This is a genomic window from Paraburkholderia rhynchosiae (assembly GCF_002879865.1).
In the GTDB taxonomy this organism is placed as follows: Bacteria; Pseudomonadota; Gammaproteobacteria; order Burkholderiales; family Burkholderiaceae; genus Paraburkholderia; species Paraburkholderia rhynchosiae.
Window position 1 is genome coordinate 24,237 of sequence record NZ_PNXY01000037.1, and the last position, 13,206, is coordinate 37,442.

12 protein-coding genes are annotated in these 13,206 nt (G+C 57.9%); 6 read left to right on the plus strand and 6 right to left on the minus strand.

Annotated elements, in window-relative coordinates:
* Nucleotides 1-8: 8 nt before the first annotated feature.
* Nucleotides 9-923, minus strand: coding sequence for a LysR substrate-binding domain-containing protein (locus C0Z16_RS31665; RefSeq protein ID WP_208638655.1), 915 nt, complete (start codon nt 921-923; stop codon nt 9-11).
* A 297-nt stretch (nt 924-1,220) separates the two neighbouring features.
* On the opposite strand from C0Z16_RS31665, the gene pruA reads away from it, so the two are divergent.
* The 3 genes from pruA to C0Z16_RS31680 all read left to right on the plus strand — a co-directional run bounded on the left by pruA (nt 1,221) and on the right by C0Z16_RS31680 (nt 5,290).
* On the plus strand, nt 1,221-2,774 hold the full coding sequence (gene pruA, locus C0Z16_RS31670) for an L-glutamate gamma-semialdehyde dehydrogenase (RefSeq protein ID WP_102635979.1): 1,554 nt from the start codon (nt 1,221-1,223) through the stop codon (nt 2,772-2,774).
* Between the two features lie 76 nt (nt 2,775-2,850).
* On the plus strand, nt 2,851-4,065 hold the full coding sequence (locus tag C0Z16_RS31675; RefSeq protein WP_102635980.1) for a pyridoxal phosphate-dependent aminotransferase: 1,215 nt from the start codon (nt 2,851-2,853) through the stop codon (nt 4,063-4,065).
* A 61-nt stretch (nt 4,066-4,126) separates the two neighbouring features.
* A complete protein-coding gene (locus C0Z16_RS31680) occupies nt 4,127-5,290 on the plus strand; it encodes an NAD(P)/FAD-dependent oxidoreductase (RefSeq protein WP_102635981.1) in 1,164 nt (387 codons plus the stop codon).
* 18 nt (nt 5,291-5,308) lie between these two features.
* Here C0Z16_RS31680 and C0Z16_RS31685 read toward each other — a convergent pair whose 3' ends face one another.
* The 3 genes from C0Z16_RS31685 to C0Z16_RS31695 form a co-directional block, all read right to left on the minus strand.
* Nucleotides 5,309-6,073 (minus strand): helix-turn-helix domain-containing protein, encoded by a 765-nt coding sequence (locus C0Z16_RS31685; RefSeq protein ID WP_102635982.1) that lies wholly within the window; start codon nt 6,071-6,073, stop codon nt 5,309-5,311.
* A 129-nt stretch (nt 6,074-6,202) separates the two neighbouring features.
* On the minus strand, nt 6,203-6,808 hold the full coding sequence (locus tag C0Z16_RS31690; protein ID WP_102635983.1) for a thiamine pyrophosphate-dependent enzyme: 606 nt from the start codon (nt 6,806-6,808) through the stop codon (nt 6,203-6,205).
* Between the two features lie 8 nt (nt 6,809-6,816).
* Nucleotides 6,817-7,332: a thiamine pyrophosphate-binding protein gene (locus C0Z16_RS31695; RefSeq protein WP_102635984.1), complete on the minus strand. Its 516-nt coding sequence runs from the start codon at nt 7,330-7,332 to the stop codon at nt 6,817-6,819.
* A gap of 301 nt (nt 7,333-7,633) precedes the next feature.
* On the opposite strand from C0Z16_RS31695, the gene C0Z16_RS31700 reads away from it, so the two are divergent.
* Nucleotides 7,634-8,383, plus strand: coding sequence for an electron transfer flavoprotein subunit beta/FixA family protein (locus C0Z16_RS31700; RefSeq protein WP_102635985.1), 750 nt, complete (start codon nt 7,634-7,636; stop codon nt 8,381-8,383).
* Nucleotides 8,384-8,405: 22 nt separating this feature from the next.
* Nucleotides 8,406-9,356: an electron transfer flavoprotein subunit alpha/FixB family protein gene (locus C0Z16_RS31705; RefSeq protein ID WP_407070713.1), complete on the plus strand. Its 951-nt coding sequence runs from the start codon at nt 8,406-8,408 to the stop codon at nt 9,354-9,356.
* 964 nt (nt 9,357-10,320) lie between these two features.
* Here C0Z16_RS31705 and C0Z16_RS31720 read toward each other — a convergent pair.
* Complete coding sequence (locus C0Z16_RS31720; RefSeq protein ID WP_102635988.1) at nt 10,321-11,127, minus strand: NAD-dependent epimerase/dehydratase family protein; 807 nt, start codon at nt 11,125-11,127, stop codon at nt 10,321-10,323.
* Between the two features lie 218 nt (nt 11,128-11,345).
* Nucleotides 11,346-11,699, minus strand: a complete 354-nt coding sequence (locus C0Z16_RS31725) for a RidA family protein (RefSeq protein WP_102635989.1) — start codon at nt 11,697-11,699, stop codon at nt 11,346-11,348.
* A gap of 323 nt (nt 11,700-12,022) precedes the next feature.
* Between C0Z16_RS31725 and C0Z16_RS31730 the strand changes: the two genes are divergently transcribed.
* On the plus strand, nt 12,023-13,138 hold the full coding sequence (locus C0Z16_RS31730) for a branched-chain amino acid ABC transporter substrate-binding protein (RefSeq protein ID WP_102635990.1): 1,116 nt from the start codon (nt 12,023-12,025) through the stop codon (nt 13,136-13,138).
* Nucleotides 13,139-13,206: the final 68 nt, after the last annotated feature.

Genomic DNA, 13,206 nt, shown 5'->3' on the forward strand with positions numbered 1-13,206 from the left:
GCCGACGTTCAGATCAACTGGGGCTCATGAACGGTTTTGCACTTCTGCGTGAGGAGGTCGACCAGTTCGCGCGCGAAAGACGGCAACAGGTCGAGGTTGCGCACGCAGATCAGCAGATTGCGCGTCGCCCAGTCGTTCTCGATTTCAACGAGCCGGATGTTCATGGTTTTGACGTAGCGTACCGCTGACGAGCAAGGCAACACGCCGATCCCGACGTTAGCCTCGATCATTCGGCACAGCGCTTCGAAGTTACCTACTTCAATTCGCACCTGAAGTTTCTTGTGCATGTCGCTTGCTACGCGGTTCAGAAAGGTATGAATCGCGCTAGCTTCGGGCATGCCGACGAAGTCAAACCCGCTTGCCTCTTCAAATGGAATGGACGTCTTTCCGGCGAGGGGGTGCGAATTCGAGACCGCCAATATGAGCCGGTCTGAGCGGTATGGCAGGACTTGCAGGGATTCGGGCCTGACATTGCCAGCGACTATGCCGACGTCCGCGGTGCCTTCACTCACCGCACGCACGACGTCATGGCTCAGCCGTTCGCGAAGCTCGACATTCACGTCGGGATGGTTGGCGAGAAAGTCACGCAGGTCGTTCGGTAGGAATTCGGTCGTAGCGGTAGTGTTCGCAAAGATCCGCACATGACCTTTGATGCCGCGTGCGTACTCCTGCATGTCGCCACGCAACTGCTCGAGTTGTGACAGGACGAGCCGGGCATGGTGAAGGAACGCCTGGCCCGGTGGCGTAAGCGTGACGCCCTGGCTAGTCCGATACAGCAGTTTTGCCCCCATGCTTTCTTCCAGATTTTTGATTCTGGTGCTTGCCGCGGGTACCGACATATGAAACCGCTCGGCACCACGCGTCAAGCTATCCGTCTCTGCAATACATGTGATGAGACGAAGATCAACCAGATCGAAATGCATGGCCATGATACGTGCTCCGAATGAAGAGATGCCCCGTTGGTCCAGTGTAGCAAATAGCAGAAATCCGCAAATCGGTATTTACGATGTTTTCCAACATATTTTCCGGACTGCCTATAACGGTGCGCTAGTGGAGATGGTCAGCATGATTCGCATTTTAGTAACTATGCAAAACTCCGCAAAATTCAGGGTGACTAGATCAAGACCGGAATAATTTCGCGCCGGACAATCGGTTCACGGTGGCGTGCCGCGTTCGTCAGAGCGGCAGAGCAGCCCAAACCATTCAATCTGGAGAAAGCGATGTTGATTGCGCCGTTCAGGAACGAGCCGTTCGATTTGTTCGACACCGAAAGTGCCAAAGCGGATATGCAGCAGGCACTGAAAAAGGTGCGTGCCGAGTTTGGCAAGACCTATCCGCTGGTGATCAATGGCGAGCGCGTGCAGACCGAAGCGACACTCGTTTCGACGAATCCGTCGAATCCGGACGAGATTGTCGGCTATACCGCCAAGGCGACGACGCGGCACGCGGACGCCGCGCTGGAAGCAGCCTGGGCGGCCTTCGAATCATGGAAGCGTTGGAGCCAGGAAGATCGGTCGCGCGTCATGTTGAAGGCCGCGGCTATCATGCGTCGGCGCAAGCGCGAACTCGAGGCATGGCTGGTCTATGAAATCGGCAAGAACTATGTCGAAGCGAGCGCCGAAGTCGCGGAAATGATCGACTTCACAGAGTACTACGCACGTCAGGCGATTAGACACGTCGGCGGCCTCGGTTCGCTGATTGACTATTCGGGTGAGGAGAACGAGAGCTTCTACGTTCCGCTGGGCGTGGGCGTGACGATTTCGCCGTGGAATTTTCCGATGGCATTGATGACCGGCATGACGGTCGGCGCGATCGTGGTGGGTAATACGGTCGTTTGCAAGCCAGCGGAAGACACGGTGGTGTCACTGGCCAAGATTTTCGACATCTTCGCCGAAGCAGGTCTGCCGCCCGGCGTGGTGAATTATCTGCCGGGTACCGGACGCGAGATTGGTTCGTACCTTGTCGCTCATCCGAAGACGCGCTTCATCAACTTCACGGGCTCACTCGCAACCGGTGCCCAGATCAACGAGTCCGCTGCGAAGCTGGCTGAAGGCCAGAAATGGTTCAAGCGGGTGTTTCTTGAACTCGGCGGCAAGGACGCGATTCTGGTCGATGAAACGGCCAATCTCGATGACGCAGCGACTGCAGCTATTCAGGCGGCCTTCGGCTATTCCGGCCAGAAGTGTTCGGCCTGCTCGCGTCTGATCGTGGTGGATTCGGTCTACGACGCATTGCTCGAGAAGGTCGTTGCGAAGACGAAGGAACTCGTTGTCAGCGAGGCGAAGGACAATCCTAGTTTCGGTCCGGTGTGCAATGAACTGCAGTACAAGAAGGTGCTGTCGTACATCGATATCGGTCACACCGAGGGCAAGCTTCTGACAGGCGGCAAGGCCGTGGAAAATGCAGCGGGCTATCTGATTGAGCCGACCATCTTCGGCGACGTGTCGCCTCGCGCGCGCATTGCACAAGAGGAAGTATTCGGGCCGTTCGTCGCCGCGATCCGTGTCAAGGACTTCGACGAAGGTCTGGCTGTGGTCAATGACACGGTCTACGGGCTGACCGGCGCGCTCTTCTCGAACGACCGCAGCCGCATCGAACGAGCACGCCGCGATTTCCACGTCGGCAATCTGTATTTCAACCGCAAGTGTACGGGCGCGTTGGTCGGTGTTCAGCCGTTTGGCGGTTTTAACCTGACGGGCACTGATACCAAGACAGGTGGTCCCGACTACCTTCTGCAGTTCCTGCAAATGAAGGCAGTGGCTGAACGTCTGTAAGCGTATGTTCGGGGGCGCCACAGAAGGGCGGCCCCGGTTCACGTACCAGGCTCTCCATACAAACGGAACGAACATAATGGGCTTCATTGCAGACCGCATTGGCCAGATCGCCCCTGCGCAAACGATGGCAATGTCAGCAAAAGCGGCAGAACTGCGTCGTGCCGGAAAGAATGTGATCTCCCTGTCGCAAGGCGAACCAGACTTTCACACGCCCGAGAACATCCAGGCAGCAGCGATTCGTGCGATGCGCGAAGGCAAGACGCGCTACACGGAGGCCGCGGGTATTCGGGAGTTGCGCGAGGCGATCGTAGCCAAACTGAAGCGCGACAACGGTGTCGACTACCCAATGGATGGCGTCAGCGTGTCGGTTGGTGCGAAACAGGCGATCTTCGCGGCGTTTTTCGCGACTCTCAATCCGGGAGACGAAGTGATCGTGCCCGCGCCGTGCTGGGTCTCCTATCCGGAAATCGTCAAAATGGCGACCGGCATGCCCATCGTCGTGGCGTGCGACGAAGCGGCAGGGTTCAAACTGACGGCTGCGCAGCTGGAGGCATCGATCACGCCGCGCACCAAGTGGCTGATGCTGAATTCACCATCGAATCCGACCGGAGCGGTTTACTCGGCGGAGGAACTCCGCACCATCGCGGAAGTACTGCGTCGACATCCTCATGTCTGGGTGCTGTCGGACGACATCTATGAAAAGCTCGTCTATACCGGAAGCCCGTTCGTCAATATCCTGAACGTGGCGCCGGAGTTGCAGGAGCGCACGCTCATCATCAACGGCGTGTCGAAAGTGTACTCGATGACCGGCTGGCGGATCGGCTATTCCGCCGGACCGGCTGCGCTCATCCGCGCTATGAATCTCGTGCAAGGCCAGATTGTCACCAGTGCATCGTCGGTGTCGCAATACGCTGCGATTGAAGCACTCAATGGCGATCAGTCATTCGTAGAGAGATCGCGATCGGCTTTCGACGAACGCCGGAAGCTTGTAGTCAAAACGCTGAGCGACATTCCGGGACTCCACAGTAACGAGCCCGAGGGCGCCTTCTATGCATTTGTCGGCTGCCATGGCGTCATTGGGAGCCGTGCGCCGAGGGGCAGGCTTCTGGAGAACGACCAGGACTTCGTCATGTACCTGTTGGAAGAGGCGAACGTGGCAGTCGTTTCAGGCTCCGGTTTTCTGCTCTCGCCGTACTTCAGACTCTCTTATGCCGCATCGCTCGACGACCTGAACGAAGCGCTGAGCCGGATTCGCAGTGCATGTCAAAACCTCGAAACCGTATCGGTCTGATAGCCCGTTATCCACATACTGCTCGGCTCTCAGGAGCCCAACGAGCCCTCGAAGGTAAATCATGAGCGAAAGGATTGTCATCACAGGTGGTGGTGCAATTGGTTGTTCAATCGCGTATTTCCTGAGCGTCCAGAAGACGCCCGGACGTGAGATCTGGGTGATCGAAAAAGATCCAACCTACAGAATCGCGTCATCGTCGCTCTCGGCCAGTTCGATTCGGCAGCAGTTTTCAACGCCCATTTGCATTCAGCTATCGCAGTTCGGTTACGACTTCTTCTCGTTGTGCGAGCGGCATAAGGCACAGTATGGCGCCGGTGTCGACCTGGTGGATTGCGGCTATCTGTTCGTGGGCAATGCGCAGCAGGAGAGCGTGCTACGTCGGCGGAGCGCACTGGCCAGATCGTTAGGCGTCGAACTGCAGGAGTATTCCGCTGCAGCGTTGCAGCAGCGCTACCCGTGGATAAACGTCGGCGATCTGACTTATGCCGTTGAAGGCCTTGCAGGCGAAGGCTGGTTCGATGGCTACAGCGTGATGCAATGGTTCAGAAACCGTGCGAGAGAGGCGGGCGTTCATTTCACTACGGGCGAAGCGGCGGGCTACCGTACACGCGCAGACCGGATTACCCACGTTGAACTGACCGATGGGCGGGAAATCTCCGGGGATACGTTCGTGAATGCAAGCGGAGCGTGGTGCGCGTCTGTTGCAAAAAGCGTGGGTGTCGATCTGCCGGTTCGGCCCAGACGACGTTCCGCCTTCGTCGTGTCATGCCCGACGGCGATACCGGATATGCCGATATTGATCGATTCGTCCGGCATATACCTGCGCAGGGAGCAGAACCATTTCCTGTGCATCATCTCGCCTTCAGCGGAGATGGATCTGGATAACCTGCCGCTCGACGTGCAGTTTTCCGAATTTGACGAGATCATCTGGCCGACGCTGGCAGAGCGGATCCCTGCGTTTGAGGCGCTACGCGTGGAGCACGCCTGGGCTGGCTACTACGAATACAACATCCTCGACCAGAACGGTATCGTCGGTCAGTCGGGCCCGGAAAACTCGTTCGTGGCGGCCGGTTTCAGCGGTCACGGCATGATGCACAGTCCCGGTGTCGGCCGTGCAATGGCTGAATTGCTGACCTTCGGTGAGTTCAGAACGTTGGACCTCTCGCCGCTATCGCCGGCGCGGCTCACTTCGGGCCAACTGGTGATCGAAGAGGGCGTTTACTAGCGCCCGGCAATCGGTTGATCAGTGTGGATGCAGGCCACGCCCTCGCGCGTTTCGATACTGTCGGGGCGTGAGGTGCGTGGCGGACTTGAATTGCCGCGCAAAGGCGCTGTGGTCCGCGTAACCGCAGTCCGTCGCGATATCGGTAATGCTGTTGTCAGTCGTTTCGAGCAGCTTGCACGCGTGGTCGATCCGCAATTTCATGAGCAGTTGCTTGGGCGTCAGATGAAACACTTCACGGGTCAGACGTTCCAGTGTGTCTACAGAGATGGAGGCGCGTTCCGCCGCCTCAGTGACCAGGATGTTCTGTCCGAGGTTCTGTTCCAGATAATCCAGATAGTCCAGTAAGCGGCGGTAGCCGTGGTGCCGTTCGTCGGGGCGAGGCAGATCGCGCGAGATGCCGATCAGTCCGATCGCTTGCCCGTCTTCGTTGAGAACTGGAAACTTGGAGCTGAGGCACCAGTATCGATGCCCCGATCCGGACGAGTAGAGGCGCAGGCGATCGACAATCGGAGACTGATTTTCGATAACGTTCAGATCTTGCGCGCTGGTGCTTGCACCGGTCACCGGAAATAGCTGGTCGGCCGTCTGGCCAATCACGTCGTCGCGCGCCATCCCGCTTCGGTTGATGAGCGTTTGATTAACGGAAAGATAGCGCGCCTGGGCATCCTTGATGTAGTACAGCACGTCCGGAAAGCAATCGAAGACGCGCTCGAGCATCTCAGGTTGCCGGTCCAGCTGTCGAAAGACCTCCACCAACATATCGGAATAGGCCTTGGCGGGCATAGCGGATCAATGTGAAGTCACAGTGATCCCGATTGTACAGGGGGTGTAATCCGGGGCGGGAGCGAAGAAAGCGGTGAGGCGGCAACTGGCCGCTCCACCGCTTCCGCGCAGGAATCCGCGCACTGGTGTTTATTGACTCGCGTGGGCCTTCGCGCCAAGCAATGCTTCACGGAAACGGCTTCGCAGGTACGGACCGTCACGTGGGGGGAGGGCGGTCGGTTCGGGATCGGTTCCGACCTTCACCGTGGCGAGCACAGGACCCTTGGCCTTGAGAATGACGTCGACATACTCTTCGAGTTCGCCCTCGGCGTAAATAGTTGTCGCTTTCTCGAATCCGGCTGCCCTGGCGATTGCGGTAATGTCGACACCTCGGCCTGCATGGGCCAATTGCATGCCCGTTTCCGCGTAGTGTTCGTTGTCGATAACGACGACAGAGAGATTGGCCGGCCGATCTACGCCAACGGTCGCGAGCGACCCAAGGCCCATCATCATTTCACCGTCGCCAACGAACACGATCACGCGCTTCTCGGGTTGTGCAAGCGCGATGCCGAGCCCAAAGGAAACAGCTCCGCCCATCGCACCCCAAAGATAGAAGTTCTGTGACGTGTCCCCGGCGGCGGCCACATCGAAGGTCGGATTGCCAAGGCTGGTCACTGCCAGAACGTCCTGCTGCCGATCGCGGAGAATCCGCTTCACCGCCAGTCGACGGTTCAGGGGCGTCGTCTGCTGAGTCATATTCGTGCTCACTTATTAAAGTTCTTGGTGCCGATGACGCGCTGTCCGATCAGGACGGCGACCATCCGGGAGGTGTTGTAGCCAAAATCCAGCGCGGCGCGTACGGTCTCAGGGACGGCGGCGGGATCATCCGCGCGGTAGACATAAACGCCGGCCGATTCGAGGGCCTCCTGGGTCGATTTGCCCATGGCGACTTGCCAGGGATTGAATTCGCCCCACTCTCCGCGCATGGTGACCAGCATCACGATGGGCATGCGGCATTCGTGTTGCAGCGAGAGCATGTTGATGCAGTTGCCCACGCCGCTCGACTGCAGCAGCAGTACGCCACGCTGGCCGCCAGTCCATGCGCCGCCCATCATGGCCACCCCTTCTTCTTCGGTGGTCAGCGAGACGGCATGGATTTCAGCGTCAGCTTCACAGAGTTCGATAAGACGTTTGTGCCCCGCATCAGGCACGTATGCCACTTGCCGCACGTCAGCGGCTTTGAAGTGCTCGAAGATTGTTTCCGGCCAGTTGACTGACATGGTGACGAGTTTTGGTAGGTTAATGAAAACGGATAGCCGTCGCGGCAAGCAGGGCGGATCAGTTACCTTGCTTTGATGAGTGACAGCGTGCATCAGCAAAAGTCGTCGCTCAATTACTGATTGCGGAAGACACATTTAGGCTGGGGTTAACGGGATTTGTCCATGCGCATTCACGCGCAGATCTTTTCCGTGTTGGCTTGCGTGTGCGTTCGAGCTTCTGGAATGCGGCCTTCCAGAATGCCGAATTCCAACCCTTGGTTTGTGTAAGCACACTAGTGTTCAAATGATTGGAGAAGGAACCATGAAGATTCTTGTGCCAGTGAAGAGAGTGGTCGATTACAACGTGAAGGTCCGGGTCAGGTCGGACGGCAGGGGTGTCGACATCACGAACGTGAAGATGTCGATGAATCCGTTCGACGAAATCGCGGTTGAAGAAGCAGTGCGTCTGCGCGAAGCAGGCGTAGCCACGGAGGTCATCGCCGTGTCGGCGGGTGTGGCGCAAGCGCAGGAAACGCTGCGTACCGCGCTGGCGATCGGCGCGGACCGCGCGATCCTGATCGAGTCGAATGAAGAGCTGCAGCCGCTGGCTGTCGCCAAGCTGTTGAAGGCGCTGGTTGACAAGGAGCAGCCGTCGCTGGTGATCCTCGGCAAGCAGGCGATCGACGACGATTCGAACCAGACCGGCCAGATGCTGGCCGCGCTGGCGAACCTGCCGCAGGCCACGTTCGCCTCGAAGGTTGTCGTGGCAGACGGCAAGGCGACGGTGTCACGCGAAGTCGACGGCGGCGCGGAAACGCTGTCGCTGACGCTGCCCGCCGTGGTCACGACCGATTTGCGCCTGAACGAGCCGCGCTACGTGACGCTGCCGAACATCATGAAGGCGAAGAAGAAGCCGCTGGAAACGATCAAGCCGGAAGACCTCGGCGTCGATGTCACGCCGCGCCTGAAGACGCTAAAAGTCGTCGAGCCGCCCAGGCGCTCCGCCGGTGTGAAGGTGCCGGATGTGAAGACGCTGGTGGAGAAGCTGAAGACCGAAGCCAAGGTGCTTTAAGTAGAACGCGGAGACAGAGCAAATGACGAATCTGGTGAATCTTGTATTAGCAGAACACGACAACGCGTCGATCAGGGCCGCGACGCTGAACACGATTGCAGCGGCGCAGAAGATCGGTGGTGACATTCACGTGCTGGTGGCCGGTCACAACGCGCAAGCCGCAGCAGATGCGGCCGCGAAGATCGCAGGCGTTTCGAAAGTGCTGCTGGCCGACGCGCCGCAACTCGAAGCAGGCCTCGCTGAAAACGTCGAAGCGACGGTGCTGAACATTGCGAAGAACTACTCGCACATCCTCGCGCCGGCGACCGCTTACGGCAAGAACATCGCGCCGCGTATCGCTGCGAAGCTCGACGTCGCGCAGATCAGCGACATCACCGCAGTGGATAGCGCCGACACGTTCGAGCGTCCGATCTACGCGGGCAACGCGATCGCAATGGTTCAATCTCAGGACCCGATTAAGGTCATCACGGTCCGCTCGACCGGTTTCGACCCGGTTGCAGCAGAAGGCGGCAGCGCAATGGTCGAGAAGATCGAAGCCGCAGCCGATACCGGTCTGTCGCAATTCGTGAGCCGTGAAGTGACGAAGCTGGATCGTCCGGAACTGACCTCGGCGAAGATCATCGTGTCGGGTGGCCGCGGGCTGGGCAGCGGTGAGAACTACACGAAGGTTCTCGAGCCGCTGGCCGACAAGCTGAACGCGGCGCTGGGCGCATCGCGTGCGGCGGTGGATGCCGGCTTCGTGCCGAACGACTATCAGGTCGGCCAGACCGGCAAGATCGTCGCGCCGCAACTGTATGTGGCCGTCGGCATCTCGGGCGCGATCCAGCATCTGGCCGGGATGAAGGACTCGAAGGTGATCGTCGCCATCAACAAGGACCCGGAAGCGCCAATTTTCAGCGTCGCCGATTACGGTGTTGTCGGCGATCTGTTCGCGGTCGTGCCAGAACTGGTAGCCGGCATCTGGGCTCCTTGAGATTTGAGTCCTTTCACTGAAGGAGGTGCCTGTGGATATCTCGACTCAGATCCGGCAAAACGCCGCGAATGCGGTCAATGCAGAGGACGCAGACATCTGGCGATGGTTTGCAGGCCTGGTCGAGGAGCGTCGTATCCGTTGGTGTCTTGCTGACGGCAGCTGGTTGGTGAGTGTCGATCACAGGCACGTTGCGACGGACGAAAATTTTGATCACGCGATACGAGCCGCCCGGCTGGTCAGTAGGCGATGGGACGAAAGGGCAAATCGCGAGTTACCACGATGAAGCGTGGCATAGAGCCGCGAAAGTTTGAGAGCGCGCATGCATCTCCGAGGTTCGCGTGTGAGAGCGCAAGCCTTTGCCCGGTGTTCCCGGGCTTTTTTCGCACACGTACCGTTGTAGACGCAAGACGCTCCTGACTCCGCAGCGGTTACTGATTCCGGGTCAGAGTTAGTCAATCATGGAGCATGGAGGTGGGCGATGAGTTTACGTGAAGGATCCTTGAGATCAGTGGTGGAGAAATGGTTTGGTGCTGGGTCAGATGCACGCGCACGAGTCACGCGATCCAGGCACATCCGATGCAAACAGTGGAGATGCGTCCGTGTCGAGGCAACGCGTTCTGTCGGCACGCTTGAACTTATCTTTTTTCGACACGAAGACGGCTCGTGGTGCGTGTTTCCGCCAGACACGAGACGATTGACGATGGACGTCTCAGAATTGCCTCGAGTTTGACGTGTGCCATGCGAGACCGATCGATTGCGATAGTGCGCCGATAAGAGCTCCGGCGATCAGCGGCCCCTGCGTTGCCTGGCCGCTTTACGCTACTTAATTTTGACGATGCAGCCCAAAATGACCTGCAGAAAGAACGAAAGACAATCGGCAAAGCCAAACCGAGACCTGAACCGACAAGTTGGCCACGCCTGAGCGTGCAGAGTTCGCTGGTCATGGTGCTCGGAGAAAGGATGCTTAGTCTATCCTGTCGAGATCGCCATCGAACTCGATCGCGGTCAGGAAGCCTCCGTGGAATCTCTTTTCCACGTCACTTTCGATTATGTTCAGTGCTCGCACTGCCTCAGCATGATCGTTTGCGTTGTCCTGCGGTTCATAGCCCAGGAAATCGGCATGGGAGTTATCCCAACGGGCATCGGTGTTCGCGGAAATCCCGTAGACATCGACGTAGTGAAAGTCTGGATGGTCAATGCATCGTTTGACCAGTTGCACCATGTCACGCTTGCTGATGAATGTCATCAGCTGGCGCGGGTGCGATGGTACGTCGTCGGGACGATAGGACCCGATACGCAGCGACGCGACGGACATTCCGTGCTTGTCCGCATACAGTCGACCCAAGCCTTCTCCGAACATCTTGGAAACTCCGTAGCGGCTATCAGGACGCGGTAAAGCATTTGCATCGATTCGCTTCGAGCGATCGGAGAAACCCACGGCATGATGCGAGCTTGCAAACACCACGCGCTTGACACCCGCGAGGCGGGCGGCCTCGAAGACGTTAAAGCACCCCGAAATATTCAATGTGAGGATGCGCTCCCAAGTATCCTCGTCAGGCGCACCTGCGAAATGCACGACGCAGTCGATGCCTTCCATCGCCGCCTGAACTTGCGAGAAATCGCGAATATCCAAAGTGACAACTTCTTCGCCTTCGCGCGCTGCTTCTTGAGGCGCGATATCTGCGACTCGCAGCAGGTTGTACTGGCCGTACAGGCCCGCACGAAGCTCCTTACCAATGTTGCCGGCGGATCCTAAAAGCAATACTTTCATCCTGAACTCCTGTTTATAGCGCTGGGTCAACACAGATCGGTCTTGCGGGTGCCTGTGATGACCCACTGATGGAAAACGTACCATCGTGCACGTTCTCTGACCACAGGCTCTTGCAATCGCAATTTCCATGAGTCTAGGTTTGCCAAGATGCGATCGGTTTGCCAAGATGCGATCGTCCTATACCGTGTCGAGGCATCGTCCAGATCCGCAGGAGACGCTTATAGCGCCGCGGCGACGACCGCAATTTCGACCGCGTAGTCGGGCGACAGAAGCTGTGCGTGAACCGTCGTGCGGGCTGGCGTTGAACCGGGGACGACCCACTTGTCCCACACCGAGTTGAGATCGTTGAAGTGCGCCAGATCCGCGAGATACACGGTCGCGGATACGAGCAGTTCCTTGCTGCTACCGGTTTTCTCCAACAAGCCGTCGATCTGGTCCAGGATGTCCTTGACCTGCGTCACAACATCCGCGCCGGGCGTCCTCGTGGCAACCTGACCAACGGTAAATACCAGACCGCCGGCTTTAACTGCCTGACTGAGTCGGGCTCCCGCATCTACACGTTGAATCTCCATCGATAAAGCTCCGTCGTAGTGGTGATCGTTCAACCGCAGCCATTTGCCGCGACTACCGGCTCATTATGCAGCGTTGAATTTGTCGAAGTGGTGATTTTTTTCGGTACTTAATCATTCGTTTATTTCATGAGTCGTCGTCTCGGGCCGGCCTCGCTTTTCATTCCACAGTGGAATGTTAATATATCCAAAAAAATCGCTTTTCCTACTATTTCGTTTACTTGAGAGTGGCGATAGGTCGCACACGTAATCACCATGTGCGAACACTGTCGATGTCAAACATAGTCCGCTGGCAAGCCGACGCTTGCGAATCTGGAGAGCAACTAATGAAAAAGTTTGCTGTTATCGCCGCCGCATTGGCTATCTCGAACGTGGGCCTCGCGCACGCAGATACAATCGATGTCAAGATCGGGAATTCCGGGCCACTAACCGGGAACGGTGCGGTCGCTGGTAAGGATGCCGAAAATGGTTTGCGTCTCGCGATCGACGAGTTGAATGCCAAAGGAGTGACGATTGGAGGGAAGAAGGCTAACTTCATTCTCGACTCACAGGACGATCAGGGCGATCCCCGTGTTGGCGTACAGGTTGCGCAAAAGCTCGTTGACGATCACGTGGATGCGGTCATGGGACCATTCTATTCCGGCGTGACGCTTGCGGCCGCGACAGTGTATGGCCCATCGAAAATCCCGGTTATCACCAGTGCGACGAACCCCGCTGTGACGCGCCAAGGCATGACCAACCTCTTTCAGGTCTTACCGAGTGATTCGAGGCTCGGTGGCGAGATGGCGCGCTATGCGGTGGCTTCGCTCAAAGCGAAAAAAGCAGCGATCATCGATGACCGGACGGCCTATGGCGGTGGCGTGGCCGACGAGTTCGAGAAAGTGGTACGCCAGTCGGGGGTCGACATCGTCGATCGGGAATACACCAACGACAAGGCCACCGACTTCAAGGCGATCTTGACCAAAATCCGCGCCACCATGCCGGATGTCGTCTTCTTCGGCGGCTACTCGCAGCAGGCCGGCCTGCTGGTCAAGCAGATGCACGGTTTGGGGATCAAGGCGTTGCTGCTGGGAGGCGATGCTATCTGCAATCCGGACACCGGCTCGATCGGCGGGGAGCAAAGCGCGAGCGTCCGCTGCCCCATCGGCGGATCCCCCTTGGCTGGCACCAGCTTGACAGGCAAGTTTCACGACGCCTACGTATCCAAGTTCAAAGCGCAGCCCCAAATCTATAGCGCAGTGTTTTACGACGCGATGAACATGGTGGCCGCTGCGATGCAGAAGGCGGGTAGCACCAAAAGCGATGTGGTGGTGAAACAACTGCGCGACACCGACTACACCGGCATCGTCGGCCAGTACTCGTTCACGTCTTCAGGCGAGCTGAAAAGTCCTACGGTGACGATCTACAAGTTTGCCGGCAGCAAACTGCAAGTCGCCAACTGATGCAACATTCGTAGTGATCTGTGGCGCGGGGCCACCGGTCGTGATCGATCCGTGGCCCTGGGGAAATG